This window comes from Shewanella aegiceratis (assembly GCF_019457495.1).
GTDB classification, from domain to species: domain Bacteria; phylum Pseudomonadota; class Gammaproteobacteria; order Enterobacterales; family Shewanellaceae; genus Shewanella; species Shewanella loihica.
On the sequence record NZ_CP080416.1, the window covers coordinates 4,022,588 to 4,038,798 of the forward strand.

At 54.3% G+C, this 16,211-nt stretch carries 7 protein-coding genes; all 7 read right to left on the minus strand.

The features are described 5' to 3' along the window. Positions 1 to 55: 55 nt before the first annotated feature. Complete coding sequence (locus K0H80_RS17480) at positions 56 to 2,110, minus strand: M13 family metallopeptidase (protein WP_220072421.1); 2,055 nt, start codon at positions 2,108 to 2,110, stop codon at positions 56 to 58. Between the two features lie 131 nt (positions 2,111 to 2,241). Further along, positions 2,242 to 4,455, minus strand: coding sequence for a patatin-like phospholipase family protein (locus K0H80_RS17485; RefSeq protein WP_220072422.1), 2,214 nt, complete (start codon positions 4,453 to 4,455; stop codon positions 2,242 to 2,244). Between the two features lie 95 nt (positions 4,456 to 4,550). Beyond that, complete coding sequence (locus K0H80_RS17490; RefSeq protein ID WP_220072423.1) at positions 4,551 to 9,005, minus strand: EAL domain-containing protein; 4,455 nt, start codon at positions 9,003 to 9,005, stop codon at positions 4,551 to 4,553. 142 nt (positions 9,006 to 9,147) lie between these two features. Further along, a complete protein-coding gene (gene lpdA / locus K0H80_RS17495; protein WP_011867225.1) occupies positions 9,148 to 10,575 on the minus strand; it encodes a dihydrolipoyl dehydrogenase in 1,428 nt (475 codons plus the stop codon). A gap of 153 nt (positions 10,576 to 10,728) precedes the next feature. After that, the gene (aceF, locus tag K0H80_RS17500; protein WP_220072424.1) at positions 10,729 to 12,687 is read right to left on the minus strand and encodes a dihydrolipoyllysine-residue acetyltransferase; all 1,959 of its coding nucleotides are present in this window, start codon (positions 12,685 to 12,687) and stop codon (positions 10,729 to 10,731) included. Positions 12,688 to 12,698: 11 nt separating this feature from the next. Further along, positions 12,699 to 15,365: a pyruvate dehydrogenase (acetyl-transferring), homodimeric type gene (gene aceE, locus K0H80_RS17505; protein WP_011867227.1), complete on the minus strand. Its 2,667-nt coding sequence runs from the start codon at positions 15,363 to 15,365 to the stop codon at positions 12,699 to 12,701. Between the two features lie 69 nt (positions 15,366 to 15,434). Then, entirely contained in the window at positions 15,435 to 16,187 is a 753-nt protein-coding gene (pdhR, locus tag K0H80_RS17510) for a pyruvate dehydrogenase complex transcriptional repressor PdhR (protein WP_011867228.1), read from the minus strand. Between the last annotated feature and the right edge of the window lie 24 nt (positions 16,188 to 16,211).

A 16,211-nucleotide genomic window follows, 5' to 3' on the forward strand; every position in this document is an offset into this window, starting at 1 on the left:
CCATCCTAGGATGGGCTTTCATTTGTTTAGATTGTACTTTTGTTAAAATCTGGGATTACCAGATCTTCACGCGATCTTCTTCGCTCAAGTACATCTTGTCGCCCGCCTTAACATCGAACGCCTCGTAGAAGGCTGGGATGTTACGCGGCGTCCCCATGGCGCGGAAATGGCTTGGTGAGTGCGGGTCGGTCAACAGACGACGTCCCAGCTCTTCGTCGCGATAGTTACGACGCCATACCTGTGACCAGCCGATGAACAGACGCTGCTCGCCGGTCAGGCCATCGATCACTGGCGCTTCTTTACCGTTTAGGCTCAGCTGATAAGAGCGCGCTGCCACCGTCAGACCGCCCAGGTCACCGATGTTCTCACCCAGTGTGAGGTCACCGTTTACAAACTTACCCGGCAGGGCTTCATAGCCAGAGTATTGGGCGCTGAGCTGAGCACCGCGCTTCTTGAACTCTTCTCTGTCTTTATCAGACCACCAGTCTCTTAGGTTGCCATCACCGTCATACTTGGCACCCTGGTCATCGAAACCATGGCTGATCTCGTGGCCGATCACAGCGCCGATGCCACCATAGTTGATCGCATCGTCGGCATCCATATTGAAGAACGGCGGCTGCAGAATCGCGGCCGGGAAGACGATCTCGTTCATCACAGGGCTGTAATAAGCGTTAACCGTCTGCGGCGTCATGTGCCACTCGGTGCGATCGATTGGCTTACCTAGCTTGTCCAGCATGGTCTTGTATTCGAAGTGAGCGTAACGCAGATAGTTACCCACGAGATCATCGGCCTTGATGCTGAGATCTGTGTAATCTTTCCACTTGTCTGGGTAGCCGATCTTGTAGTTGAACTTAGACAGCTTCTCTTGCGCTGCCACCTTAGTCTCAGGCGTCATCCACTCGAGCTCGTTGATACTGACCTCGAAGCCCTTGATCAGGTTATGGATCATCTTCTCCATGCGCGCCTTGGCTTCTGGCTTAAAGTGACGCTTAACGTACTCTTGACCTACCAGCTCACCGATCACCTGATCCGCAGCATCTACCGCTTTTTTCCAGCGCGGCTTCTGCTCTTCGATGCCCATCAGTGTCTTACTGTGGAAGGCAAAGTGAAGATCGACCATCTCTTTGTTCAGCAGCTCGGCGGAGCTGTCCACCAGGTGGAACATCAAGTAGTCTTGCCACTGCTCGACGCTGAACTGGTTAAATTGCTTGCCAAACTTCTCGAAGAAAGAGGGCTGACGCACGATCACCTCGGTGACCTTGTTCATATCGGCGCCGTTAGCAAACTGTGAATAATCGAAGTTGCTGACTGTCTTCTGCAGACCAGCGATATCCATCTTGTTGTAGCTCTTGTTGGCGTCACGTGACTCGGTGCGCGTCCACTGGCTCTCGGCCAGGAAGCGCTCGATCTCGGCAACGTTGTTCGCGGCGCGCTTGGCATTCGCGTAACCGGCAGCAGCCAACAGATCCGTCACATAGCTCTGCAGCGCGGCGCGGTTGGCCACGAACTTAGCATCGTCTTTCAGGTAGTAGTCGCGATCCGGCAGGGTCAGGCCAGACTGGTAGAAGTAGACGCCATACTGGGTCGACTTCTTGGCATCGTTGTTCACATAGAAGCCCAGTGGCATCTGCACGCCAGAGACCAGCAGCTTACCCATCTGGCTGGCAACGTCTTTATGGCTCTTGAGGCCGGCGATCTCCGCCATAGGTGCCTTAATCGGCGTCACACCCAGCTGCTCGACCAGGTCGGTATTCATGTAACTGGCGTAGAAGTCACCCACCTTCTGCTCGTTAGAGCCTTCGGCCTTGTTTGGCATGGCTGCCACTTCGTCGATGATCTCTTTCAGGGCATTCTGGCTCTGCTCATACAGCACAGAGAAGGCGCCGTAGTTAGACTTGTCGGCAGGGATCGGCGTGTTCGCCAACCAGTGACCGTTAACGCTGTAATAGAAATCGTCCTGATGACGCACCTGAGTGTCGAAGTTTTCCTTCTCAACGCCCGACACCTTTGTCGCTTGTACACTCTCTACCTGAGTGGTGTCATGGCTACCACAGGCGCCTAGGCCCAAGCCCAACGCCACGGCTAATGCCAAATGACTGACTTTTTTCATCTCGAATTCCCCGGTTTTTACGCTTTATTGTTTATCTTCAGGTTGGTTAAACCATTGCGAATGACACACTAACACCCCAGCCTGCTCGACTGTAGGGCGATTTTGTAACTTTGTATGACGCTTTAACCTGCCTACCAGTTCTTACCCAGAAAGAGGAAGACGGTATTTTCGCCATCATCTGTCCAGCCATAACCGATAGCCGCCGGTCCTATGGCGGTATCAGTCCCCAGATAGAGACTGCCGCCATAGATGAGATCATTAAGGCTGACGCTGTCGCGGATCGACCAGACGTTACCCGCCTCGAGACTGGCTCCCAGATAGAGAGGGTAATCTGTCATGCCAAGCACATCCCGGCCTAGGTCGTATTGATAGACGAAGGCGCCGAACACCTTATGGGGTCCGACCAAAGCATTCTTGTGATAGCCAGACAGGTTGAGGAAGCCGCCCAATTCGGAGACGTTGACGCTGAAGCCGCGCTCCTTATCAACTGTCGCCAGCGAGGCCTTACCCACGAAGGCATGGTTGCCGACACTCAGGGCGCCGCGCCAATCGGCCGTGATCTGGAAGGAGGTCTCGGACGGATCTTCTCCCAGGATGTCGGGCGAGTGTTCACGGCGATAGTACATGTTGACCGTGACGCGATTACCCGAAGTCGGAAAGCTGATGCTGTCCAGGTCATCGAAACCAAATTTAAGATAGGCGCCGTAGGAGCTAAAATCTGCCCGGCCATCGAGGGCCGCATTCTCGAGATAGCCGGTGTCGCCCATCACGCCCAGCTCAATCAGGCCTTCCTTGATGTAGTTGAAGCCTATGCCCATCTCGGCGCGATACTTGACCTGATTGAGCTCCAAGAAACGATTGTTTTCCTCATACAGGGTCCAGTCTTTCTTCTCATAGCCCACCTCGGCGCGGGTGAAATAGTTCTGGTCGGAGTCCAGCGGCACATACAACTCTGATGAAAGCAGCTTCTCATAGCCCAGACGCAGCTCGTTGCGCCACTCGCCGCCATAGGCTGTGAGATCTGTCATGGTATAGGCCAGATCGAGCGCCACGACTGAGTCTAAGGTGAAGTCATCTTCCCAGCTGAAGCCGAGCTGAAAATAATTAGGCCCCCAGGATTTGGCCCGGGTCTGCAATATCAGTATCCGCCCCTCTTCGGTATCGACAAACTCGGCATTGACCCGCTCGAACTTATCCAAGGCGTAGACATTGTTGATCCCCTTCTCCAGCTTCGCCTTATCGACCACCTCACCCGGCTCTATGCCCAGGGTCTCTGCCAGCAGCTTCTCGCTCACCTTAGAGTTGTTGTCGAAACGTATGGCAACCACGGGGCGCGACAGGTTGTAGAGCCAGCCGATGCTGGCGGCATCCTTGTGGGCCTGGTAGGCGGTGTATTGCTCTGGAGTCACGGCCAGTTGCTTGAGTCTGCCCAGCTGCTCCTTCACCGCCACCTCACCCAGACGATAGGCCTCGGGCATGATGGCAAAATCTGTGGTGCTGAGCTCGCCCACCTCGGGGCGGATCAAAATATCTTGCTCCGTCAGCAGCTGTTTCTGCCGCTCTGTGCTGGCATTGGTCAGCATGGTCGATAGCTGATTGAGTACCGCCACCGTGCTCTCCAGCTGATCCCGCTTTACCAATGAGGAGCCGATATCTACGGCGATGACGATGTCGGCGCCCATGGCCTTGACCACATCCACCGGCATGTTGTTGGCGATACCGCCATCGACAATAATGTGCCCCTTGTACTGGGCCGCCTGCAGCGCGCCAGGCACAGTGGCAGAAGCCTGCATGGCATCCACCAGGCTGCCGCTGTCGATCACCACGGCGCCGCTGGTCTCGAGATCGGTCGCCACGGCGCGATAGGGAATCGGCAGTTCATCGAAGTGTTCGAACTTATGCACCAGATCCGTCGAGTGTTGCAGCAAGATTGACATAGACTGGCCACGCAGCAGACCGTTAGGTACCTTCACCTCTTTGTCGCTGTAGCCAATATTGATAGGAATATTGAATCTGTCCCGCTGCTGCTTGCCACGATAACTGAGGGCGGCGCGGGGAATGGTATCCGAATAGCCGGCGTTCCAGTTGGAACCCATCATGATCTCTTCAATCTCTTCCGCGCTATAGCCCAGAGCATACATGCCGCCCACATAGGCGCCTATACTGGTCCCGGCAATGTAGTCAACGGGAATATGCTCCGCCTCCAGCGCCTTAAGCACGGCAATATGGGCCGCCCCCTTGGCACCGCCACCGCTGAGCGCCAGACCTATCTTGGGGCGTTCTTCGCTCAGGGCTGGGGCTGAGAGGCTTGCCAGCAGCAAAGAGAATAGAAAAGGTTTCATCATCGGCGGTGCTTCTTCCTTTGAAAAGAGGGACAAGATATTCTAGCAAACCTTTTAAAAAACAAGAAAGTTTGCACTATCGCGCGATGAAAATGCCGCTACTGAGACTTGATGTAGAGGTATTTCTCAAACTCATCTATGGTCATCGGCTTGGCAAAATAGTAGCCCTGAATGATGTAACAACCACGGCTAAAGACCTGCTCTAACTGCTCCTGGGTCTCCACCCCTTCGGCCACCACTTTCAGCTTAAGGTTACGGGCCAGCTCTATGATACTGCTGGCGATCGCCTGATCCGCCTCGTTAGTGGCGATATCGATCAGGAAGGAGCGGTCGATCTTGAGCGTGCTGACATCGAAGCTGCGCAGATAGGCAAGCGACGAGTAGCCGGTACCGAAATCGTCGATCGCGACCTCTATGCCGATCTCCCGTAACGCCTTAAGGTGATCTTTGGCCACATGCAGCTCTTTCATCAAGACGCCCTCGGTGATCTCCAGACCCAGCATCTTAGCCGGCATGCCAGACTCCTTGAGCGCCTGCTGTACGTCTTGAATAAAGTCGGGCTGCCTGAAGTGCACCGCAGAGACGTTGACCGACAGTTTCAACTCGTCGCCGAAATGTTCAGCCCACTTGGCGCCCTGCAGACAGGCCTGCTTGATCACCCAGCGGTCGATTTCGATGATCAGGCCGCATGACTCCGCCACCCGGATAAAGATATCGGGACGGATATAACCTTCCTTGGGGTGATGCCAGCGCAGCAGCGCCTCCATTCCCACCACCTTGTCGTCCTTGAGGATATCGATCTGCGGCTGGAAGTAGAGTTCAAACTCCTGCCTGTCCATCGCCTTACGCAGCTCTGCCTCTAACTTGAGGTGATACAGGGCCTCGGCGTTACGCTCGGCCGAGAAGTATTGGAAGTTGCCGCGTCCCTCTTCCTTGGCGTGATACATGGCCTGATCGGCGTTCTTGATCAATACCTCGGGCTGCTTGGCATCATCCGGCCATAGGCTAACCCCGATACTGGTCGAGATGAAGAACTCACGGCCATAGAGCTCGAACGGCTTCTCTATCTGGCGGATCAGCGCCTCACACAGATGGTTAACCTCGTCGATATCCACCATGTCGCGCATCAAAATCACAAACTCATCGCCACCGAAGCGGCAGAGGGTGTGGTTTTCACTCACGCAGGATTGCAGGCGGCTGGCGGCCTCCACCAGCAAGGCATCGCCCATGCTGTGACCGTAGGAGTCGTTGACGTTCTTGAAGCGATCCAGATCGAGGAAGATCAGCGCCAGCTTATCTTCGGTCTGCTCGGCGCGGTGGATACACTTAGCCAGGCGCGCGGCGAACAGGGAGCGATTGGGCAAACCCGTGAGCACGTCATAGTTGGCCAGACGGCGCAGGTCCGCCTCGGTCTGCTTACGCTCAGTGATATCTGAGAACACCGCCACATAATGGCTGATGTTGCCGCGGTCATCTTTCATGGTGGACAGGTTCAGCCACACGGGGCAGATCAGCCCCTCGGCGCACTGAAACTCGTGCTCGCCGGTCCAGGTGATACCCTGCTCCAGCAGGATGTTGATCTCATCGCTCCTGTCTTCGCTGCTGTGAACCAGCTGAGCAAAGTATCTGTCGATAAGATCATCGGCGCTCATCCCCAGAATCGACTGGGCCGCCTTGTTCGAGACCCTCACCCGCTCATCGGCGTCTAAGATAAGCACCCCTTCCGAGGTGTTGGCAAACGCCTGAGCCAGCAGCTTAACGTCATCTTCCAGCATTCGCTGCGTAGTAATGTCGGTGTAGATACCGGCGACCTTCTTCACCCTGCCGCTAACGGGATCGAACTCCAATGCACGACCGCGTACCCGGGTCCAGCCCCAGGACTCGTCGGGGCGGCGGTAACGATAATCCACATCCAACCTGTCATCCTGCTTGGAGAGCAAGCGTTTCCAGGCGGTAAATACCTTTTCCTGGTCATCGGCATAGATGGGGAACTCATCCATCTTAAGCTCGAAGGCATCGCCCCTGTCGGGGAAATAGCCCCCACGGTTTTCCAGCAGGAAGGTTTCGCTCTCGCTGTGCCACTCCCACAGCTCTGAGTCACTGCCCCGCAGCGATTGACGCAGCCTGTCCTCGCTCTCCTTGAGCTTCTTGTTGACCCGTCTGAAGGCACCAATCTGTTTCTGACGCAGCAGCAGGAAGTAGAGCCCCACCAGCAAGAGCGAAAGCAGCAACAAGCCTCTGAACCAGTCGTAGTTCCACCAGTAGTCTTCGACCACGAAGCTGAACGAATAGGGGGTCTGCGACCAGACGCCGTTTTGCTCGCTGAGAATGTCTAGGGTGTAGTGGCCATCCTTGAGGCCCGAGACGTTGACCTGGGACTGGCCCATCAGCTGTAAATACTTGCTCTCCTCGGAGGCCTTGCCGCGGCGCAGACGATACTGCAGCTGAAACGGAATATCGGTCAGATAGTCGAGGCTGGTCAGCTGGAAACTGATCAGGCGCGCACCGGGTTTTATCAGCATACCCGCCTCGGGCACCAGCTTGGTCTCCGTGCTGTCCTCGTAGAATACGGAGACAGACTCCATCATGATGCCATCTTCCGCCAGACGGTTACGCATCTGGGGCACATCCACCAAGGCCACGCCGTCGGGGCTACCGACATAGAGGCCGGCGCCTGGCTCATAGAAGGCGGCGCCATCGTTGAGCTCGTGACTGATCAGTCCGTCCTGCTTCTCGATAACCGTGATCCCACCGGTGGTGAGATCTTGTCTCACCAGGGAGTTGGCACAGCCCAGCACCCGATAACCCGGCAACTGCTCGATGAAATAGACGGAGCTACACTCCACCTGCCAGTTGTCGGTGAGGAAATAGGTCAGGCCCGTCTTAGGGTGATACTCCACCAGCCCCTTGGGCGAGGTACCGAGCCAGAGCACGCCCGAATCCACCTCTTTGATATAGCTGACGTCGACTGAGATGTTATCGTCGGCGAATAGATCGATGCGCGAATAGAAGAGCCCCTTGCTATCGATATAGCCGAACAGGTTCTCACCGCCGATCCACAGCTTGCCGTCGGCCGCCCGGTAGATGGAGCGCAGCGGGATCTGATGCAGGGTGCCATCGACCCCCTTGACCTGCATACGAGTCGGCTCCAAGCTTCCCTTGTCCCAGTAGAACAGGCCCGTGGCAGTGACGAACCACCAGCGCGAGGTGATCAGAGGATCCTTGTAGCTGAAGTAGATCATCTTATTTTCGAGCGAGGTGCGCCCGCCGCTGATCTCGGCGAAACGCATGGTCTTGCGCGCCTGCTTGTCGTAGATGAACAGGCCATTGGTAGTGCCCAGCAGCAGACGCTGCTTGTCGAACGCGCTCACCGTATAGACGCTGTCGTTGACCTCCATCTCATCGGGCAGGTAGGTCTCACTCTTCTTGGCGTCGCGATCGACCTCGATAAGCCCCTTGTCTGTGCCCAACCACAGCTTATTTTGCTCGGCAAAGATGCCCCAAATCATCTCGTTGCTAATCTGATAAGGGGCGTTACGGCTAAAGTTGTCCAGCACGAAATCAGGATCGTCGGCGATGATCGCCAGGCCATCACCCGAGCCACCGACCCAGACCAGGTCGTTATCATCCACCGCCAGGTCATAGATGTAGTCGAGATCCGCCGCCAGCTTCAACTCATTGCTAAAATGCTTTATCTCTAGAGTGTCCGGGTGCCACTTGATCAGCCCCTCACGGCCCGACAGCCAGAGAAAGCCGAGCTTATCCTGAGCCATCTGGGTCACGTAGAAGGGGATCTGCTCTACCTTCTCCAGGGTTAACGAATCCGGGTAGACACGATACAGACCGTTGCTCGAACCCAGCCACAAACGCCCTGCCCTGTCTTCGAAAAGGTTCTTTATCTGGCCCTGCTCTTCGGTCCAAGGGAATATGCCTCTGAGCATCCCCAGGCTGTCTCTAAGCTGCAGCTCGTAACTCTTACCAACGATCAGCTGGGCATCGCCAAATTGCGACAGCACAAACCAGGGCATATCCGGGTCGCTCGGCAAGGCGCTGATGAAGGTGAGCGTCATCGCTTTATAGTCGAGTCGGTACAGCTCGCCGACATAGCTGAGCAGCACATAGCTACCATCTTTCTGGCGGGTGACCGCCTGCAGCCCGCTGGGATGAAACTCGGGAAACAGCTTGTCGCTGCCCAGCTGGACAAACTCATCTTTGACTATGTCGTACAGGTAAGTGTTGGCATAGCTGCTGACCAACAGATGCTGTTTACTCAGGGATTCGGTGAGATAGATATATTCGTCGGAGAGGCGGATATGGTTGGCGTCTTTATCGATACGCCGCGCCTTGGTATCGCTGATACGGTACAGCCCCTGCTCGGTAGAGAGCCAGGTATAGCCATACTCATCGAAGCTGATGTCGTTGACCGTGGCATTGTTGAGGCCATCTCTCGCACTAAAGACCCTCTGTACCAGATCGCCCGCCATACTTGGCGCGGTAAAGCCAATCATGAAAAGCAAACAGCCTAGTAAGCGTAACGCCTGGGTAAAACTCATAGAGGATCCCATCTCAGACAGACAGCACAACGGGGTTGGGGCATAGCGCGAGAAACTTATTATTGTTACAAAAATATAATATATAAGTTAGCCAGCCAAAAAAAAAGCGCTCAGTGAGCGCTTTTTCGGATTTCAGAAGCAATTACTTTTTCTTCTTTGCCTTAGGGTTTGGCAAATCGGTAATTGAACCTTCGTAGATCTCGGCCGCCAGACCGACAGACTCATGCAGTGTTGGGTGAGCGTGGATGGTCAGCGCCAGATCTTCGGCATCACAACCCATCTCGATAGCCAGACCGATCTCGCCCAGCAGTTCGCCACCGTTAACACCCACGATAGCACCACCGATCACGCGATGAGTTTCCTTATCGAAGATCAGCTTAGTCATACCCTCTGAGCAATCAGAGGCGATTGCACGACCACTCGCCGCCCATGGGAAGCTTGCTGTCTCGTAAGCGATGCCTTGCTCTTTAGCTTCTTTCTCGGTCAGACCAACCCAAGCCACTTCAGGATCTGTGTAGGCGATTGATGGGATCACCTTAGGATCGAAGTAGTGCTTCATGCCAGCAATCACCTCGGCGGCGACGTGGCCTTCATGCACACCTTTGTGTGCCAGCATTGGCTGACCCACGATGTCACCGATAGCATAGATGTGTGGCACGTTGGTGCGCATCTGCTTGTCGACATTGATGAAGCCGCGCTCATCAATGTTTACGCCAGCCTTGTCGGCGTCGATCAGCTTGCCATTAGGTGTACGGCCGATAGCAACCAATACGGCGTCGTAACGCACTGGCTCGGTCGGTGCCTTCTTGCCTTCCATAGAGACATAGATACCGTCTTCTTTCGCTTCAACGGCAGTCACCTTGGTCTCGAGGATCAGGTTGAACTTATTCTTGATCTTCTTGGTGTAGACGCGAACGATATCTTTATCGGCAGCAGGGATCACCTGGTCGAACATCTCAACCACGTCGATTTCACTACCCAGTGATGAGTAAACGGTACCCATCTCAAGACCGATAATACCACCGCCCATAACCAGCAGTTTGCCAGGCACTTCTTTCAGCTCAAGCGCATCGGTCGAATCCCAGATGCGTGGATCTTCATGAGGAATGAAAGGCAGTTGAATTGGACGAGAACCCGCAGCGATGATCGCTTGCTCGAAGTGAACCACTTTCACGCCGTCTTCGCCGGCAACTTCGATGGTGTTAGGACCGGTGAACTTACCCAGGCCGTTAACCACGTTCACTTTACGCATCTTAGACATGCCGCCAAGACCGCCGGTCAGCTGACTGATAACACTCTGCTTAAACTCACGTAGCTTATCGAGATCGATCTGTGGCTCGCCAAACACCACACCGTGGTTTGAGATGGCCTTAGCTTCTTCGATTACTTTTGAAACGTGCAGCAGTGCCTTAGATGGGATACAACCCACGTTCAGACACACACCACCTAGGGTGCTGAAACGTTCTACGATAACAGTCTCCAGGCCTAAGTCGGCAGCACGGAATGCTGCTGAATAACCTGCAGGGCCTGCACCTAAAACCACTACCTGAGTTTTGATTTCGTTACTCATGTTTTCCTCTATTCTTTCTCATTGTGTTGGGAGGAATTCCGGCCCAACCCATTATGACGCCAGCTTTTTGAACGTTAGTTCTTGTAAGGTGGCCGCATTTTAACCTTTCAAGGAGTTAAACAAAAGGCTACTCATGGTGAGTAGCCTTCATCATTACAAAATAAGTGTGCGTATGTCGGACAGCATACTTGACAGGGTCACGCTGAAGCGTGCCGCCATGGCGCCGTCGATCACACGGTGGTCGTAAGATAAAGAGAGCGGCAACATTAACTTAGGCTCGAACTCTTTACCATTCCACTTAGGTTTAATTTCAGACTTAGAAACCCCTAAGATCGCCACGTCAGGATAGTTAACGATAGGCGTAAATGCCGTACCACCGATGCCACCCAGGCTAGAGATAGTGAAACAGCTACCTTGCATGTCGGCCGCCTTAAGCTTGCCGTCACGGGCCTTAACCGAGATCTCCATCAGTTCGGCCGACAGCTCTATGATGCCTTTCTTGTCGACATCACGAACCACTGGCACAACCAGACCGTTTGGCGTATCAACCGCTACACCAATGTGGTAGTACTTCTTCTTGATCAGCGACTCACCGTCGGCGCTCAGGCTAGCGTTAAACACTGGGAACTGTTGCAGTGTCTTGGCAACCGCCTTCATCATGAAGACCAGAGGCGTGATCTTAACGCCAGTCTTCTGCTTGGCGGCGATCTCGTTTTGCTGCTTACGGAAGGCTTCCATCTCTGTGATGTCGGCTTCGTCGAACTGAGTCACGTGTGGAATGGTGACCCAGTTACGGTGCAGGTTAGGTCCAGAGATCTTCTGGATACGGCTCAGTGGTACTTCTTCCACTTCACCAAACTTAGCGAAATCAACCTTGGGCGCTGCAATCACCTGCAGACCACCCTCACCGGCGCCCACGCTAGTGGCCGCAGAGGCTTTAGGACGAGACAGCTCATACTTGATAAAGGCCTGAACGTCTTCCTTCAGAATACGTCCCTTAGGACCAGTACCAGTTACCTGAGTCAGGTCTGCACCAAACTCGCGAGCCAGACGGCGAACCGCTGGCGAGGCGTGCACGGCACCTGTTACCGGCTTGCTACCGGCACTTGGGTGATGGGGCACAGGCGGCTTGCTCGCCGCTGGCGCTGGTGCGCTGGCTTGCGCAACTGGCGCAGGTGCAGCAGCTGCCGGAGCAGGAGCGGCAACGGGCGCACTCGACTGTGTCTCTATGGTCGCGATGACGCTACCCTGAGAAACCTTGTCACCCACCTTAACGGTCACAGAAACCAGCTTACCGGCAAACGGTGCAGGCACTTCCATGGTGGCCTTGTCGGTTTCCAGGGTGATCAGGCCTTGGTCGGCCTCAATCACATCACCGGCCGCAACCAATACCTCGATAACATCGACGTCAGACGCGTCGCCGATATCTGGTACGGCGATCTCTTTCACTTCGATGCTGGCAGCAGCCGCTGGCGCAGCCTCTGCGCTTGGTGCTGGAGCCGCGCTTGCCGCAGGAGCCGCAGCTTCACCACCGCTCACCTCAAGCATCAGAACCAGAGAGCCTTGAGAGACCTTGTCGCCAACGGCCACTTTCATCTCTTTCACCACACCGGCTGCAGGCGCTGGTACTTCCATGGTCGCCTTGTCAGTTTCCAGCGTGATAAGCCCAGTGTCGACATCTATGCTGTCGCCCACGGCCACCAGCACTTCAATCACGTCGACATCTGAAGCATCGCCGATATCCGGCACTGTCACTTCAATCACTTGTGCAGAGGCTGGCGCCGCAGCAACAGGCGCTGCCGGAGCAGGCGTAGCCGGTGCTGCTGCAGGAGCTACTTCGGCTGCCGCTGGTGCAGGCTCGGCGGCCTGCGCCTCACCCGCTTCCATCATAGCGATAAGTGTGCCTTCAGAGACGGTATCGCCCACGGCGACCTTAATCTCGGCAAGTTTACCGGCGAAAGGCGCAGGAATATCCATGGTCGCCTTGTCACTTTCAACGGTAATGATCGATTCTTCGGCGGCGAGGGTATCGCCCACCGCAGCACAGATCTCAATAACCTGTACTTCATCCCCACCGATATCGGGGACTAAAACTTCTTTTAATTCAGCCATGCTATATCCCCTTACGCGAACTGTGGGTTGATCTTGTCAACATCGATGCCGTACTCGGCAATTGCTTGCGAGAGTACTTCAACTGGCAACTCGTTGCGGTCAACCAGCGACTTCAGTGCCGCGATCACGATGAACTTGGCATCCACTTCGAAGTGGTGACGCAGGTTCTCGCGGCTGTCACTGCGGCCGAAACCGTCGGTACCCAGCACCTTGTAGTCGGTAGGAACATATGCGCGTAGCTGCTCGCCATATATCTTCATATAGTCGGTGGCAACAACGGCTGGAGAATCGCTAGATAGCACCTGGCTGATATAAGCCTGCTTAGGCGTTTCGGTTGGGTGCAGCATGTTGTAACGCTCTGCCGCCTGACCGTCGCGAGTCAGCTCGTTGAAGCTGGTCACGCTGAATACGTCTGACGAGATACCGAAGTCTTTCGCCAGTGCCTGCGCCGCCTTACGGACTTGTTCAAGGATGGTGCCACAACCCATTAGCTGTACCTTACCCTTGCCGCTACCAGACACTGATTCCAGCTTGTAGATACCCTTGACGATACCTTCTTCGGCACCCTCTGGCATCTCAGGCTGAACATAGTTTTCATTCATCGTGGTCAGGTAGTAGAAGATATCTTCCTGGTTTTCGCCATACATGCGACGGATACCGTCTTGAACGATAACCGCAATCTCATAACCATAGGTCGGGTCGTAAGAGATACAGTTAGGAATAGTGTTAGCCAATACGTGGCTGTGACCATCCTGGTGCTGCAGACCTTCGCCGTTCAGGGTAGTACGGCCTGACGTACCACCAACCATGAAGCCACGAGCACGCATATCACCTGCCGCCCATGCCATGTCGCCAATACGTTGGAAACCAAACATAGAGTAGTAGATGTAGAATGGGATCATTGGCGTATCGTTAACCGAATAGCTGGTCGCCGCTGACACCCAAGAAGACATGGCGCCTAGCTCGTTGATACCCTCTTGAAGTACCTGGCCCGACTTGTCTTCGCGGTAGTAAGCCACCTGATCCGAGTCTTGTGGTACGTACTTTTGTCCTTCGTGAGCATAGATACCCACCTGACGGAACAGACCTTCCATACCGAAGGTACGCGCCTCATCCGGGATGATAGGGACAATGTTCTTACCTATCTTCTTATCTTTCAGCAGCGCAGTCAGAATACGGACGAACGCCATGGTGCTTGAGATCTCACGACCGTTAGAGCCCTTGAGGATAGAGTCGAAGATCTTCAGTGAAGGCACTTCGAGGTCTTCAGAGAACTTCTGACGGCGAGCCGGCATAGAACCGTGCAGCGCGGCGCGGCGTTCCTGAAGGTACTTCACCTCTTCCGAATCTGGACCTGGGTGATAGAAAGGGATCTCTTCTAGCTTGTCGTCAGGGATCGGGATATTGAAGCGATCGCGGAAGTAACGTACGGCGCTGATGTCCATCTTCTTAACGTTGTGCGCGATGTTTTTACCTTCACCAGCATCACCCAAACCATAACCTTTCACTGTCTTAGCCAGGATAACGGTTGGACGGCCCTTAGTGTTCTTCGCGTGTTGCAGCGCGGCATAGATCTTCACTGGATCGTGACCACCACGGTTGAGGCGCCAGATGTCGTCATCAGACATGTTAGCGACCATCTCAGCGGTTTCAGGGTACTTACCGAAGAAGTGCTCACGTGTATAAGCGCCACCTTTTGCCTTACAGTTTTGGTATTCGCCGTCGACGGTTTCTTCCATCAGCTGCAGCAGCTTACCGCTGGTGTCGCGCGCCAATAGCGGATCCCAGTAGCGACCCCAGATGACCTTAGCCACTTCCCAGCCAGCGCCGCGGAATTCGCCTTCAAGCTCTTGAATGATCTTGCCGTTACCACGTACAGGACCATCAAGACGCTGCAGGTTACAGTTAACGATGAAGACCAGGTTGTCCAGCTCTTCACGAGCGGCCAGACCGATAGCACCTAGCGTTTCTGGCTCGTCACACTCACCATCACCCAAGAAGCAGTATACGGTTTGCTCAGAGCAATCTTTCAGACCACGGTCGGTCAGGTATTTCAGGAAACGCGCCTGATAGATAGCCTGGATAGGACCCAGACCCATAGAAACCGTTGGGAACTGCCAGTAATCAGGCATCAACTTAGGGTGTGGGTAAGATGATAGACCCTTGCCGTCTACTTCCTGACGGAAGTTAGCCAGCTGATCTTCAGTCAGGCGACCTTCGAGGAAAGAGCGCGCATAGATACCAGGAGCGATGTGGCCCTGGAAGTAAACCAGGTCACCACCATCCTTCTCGTTTGGCGCACGGAAGAAGTGGTTGAAGCAAACATCGTAAATGGTTGCACTAGAGGCGAAACTGGAAATGTGACCGCCCAGCTCAAGATCTTTCTTCGAACCACGCAGTACCATGGCCAGGGCGTTCCAACGGATGATGGCACGAATGCGACGCTCCATCTCTTGGTTACCTGGCATATGAGGTTCCTGACCGGCAGGAATCGTGTTGAGGTAGGCGGTGGTCGCCTTATAAGGCAGATGTGTACCGTTACGACGAGCCTTGTCGATTAGCTTCTCAAGAAGAAAATGAGCACGTTCCGGACCTTCTTGCTCTAATACGGCTTGTAATGAATCGACCCACTCTTGAGTCTCTAACGGATCTAAATCTTGCAGCATATGTTCAGACATTTCGCAGTCCTTCCCTATATACATTAATTGTATGAATTGAATAATAAAAAGTGGCAGCTAGACCTAAGCCTACGCGCCACTCTTCAAACGGCGCAGACTACGCTGCAACCGGCTATCTTCTTCCCTCACAGACAACATCACTTCCTCAATGTAGCTTAGATGCTCGTTTGAGGCTTCTCTTGCGGCTTCGGGATCACGACGGACGATGGCGGCAAGAAGATCTTGCCTATGCTCGTTCGCCATTTTAGAGGCATCAGCTCTGCGCTTTAGCAACTCTAGGTTTTGCGCCACATTCTTATGCAGCACGGGAGATAAACTCAGTACCAAGTGCAGCATAGCCACGTTGTGAGAGGCCTCGGCAATGGCGCGATAAAAACACACGATCGCCTCTGCCTTCGCCTCGATGTCAGACGCAGCTTCTACCGCTTGGATTTTTTCTTTGATGTTTTGCATGTCGGCATCGGTGCCCCGAAGCGCCGCAAAATAAGCCATCATGCCTTCAGTGGCGTGACGAAACTCGAGGAGGTCATACTGACTCTCAGAATCGCTGTGCATCAGTTCCACAATAGGATCAGCAAGACTCTGCCAAAGTTGCTCTTTGACATAAGTTCCACCGCCTTGACGACGCAGCAGCAGGCCTTTTGCTTCTAACTTTTGAATTGCTTCACGAAGAGATGGTCGAGAGACTTCGAACTGCAGTGCCAATTCACGCTCTGGTGGTAATTTCTGACCCGGTTGCAGACTCCCCTCTAGGATCATCTGCTCCAGCTGATTCATGATCACGTCAGAAATTTTTGGCTGGTTGATTTTGCTATAAGCCATATGGCCCTCAGCTCCTATTGTAAA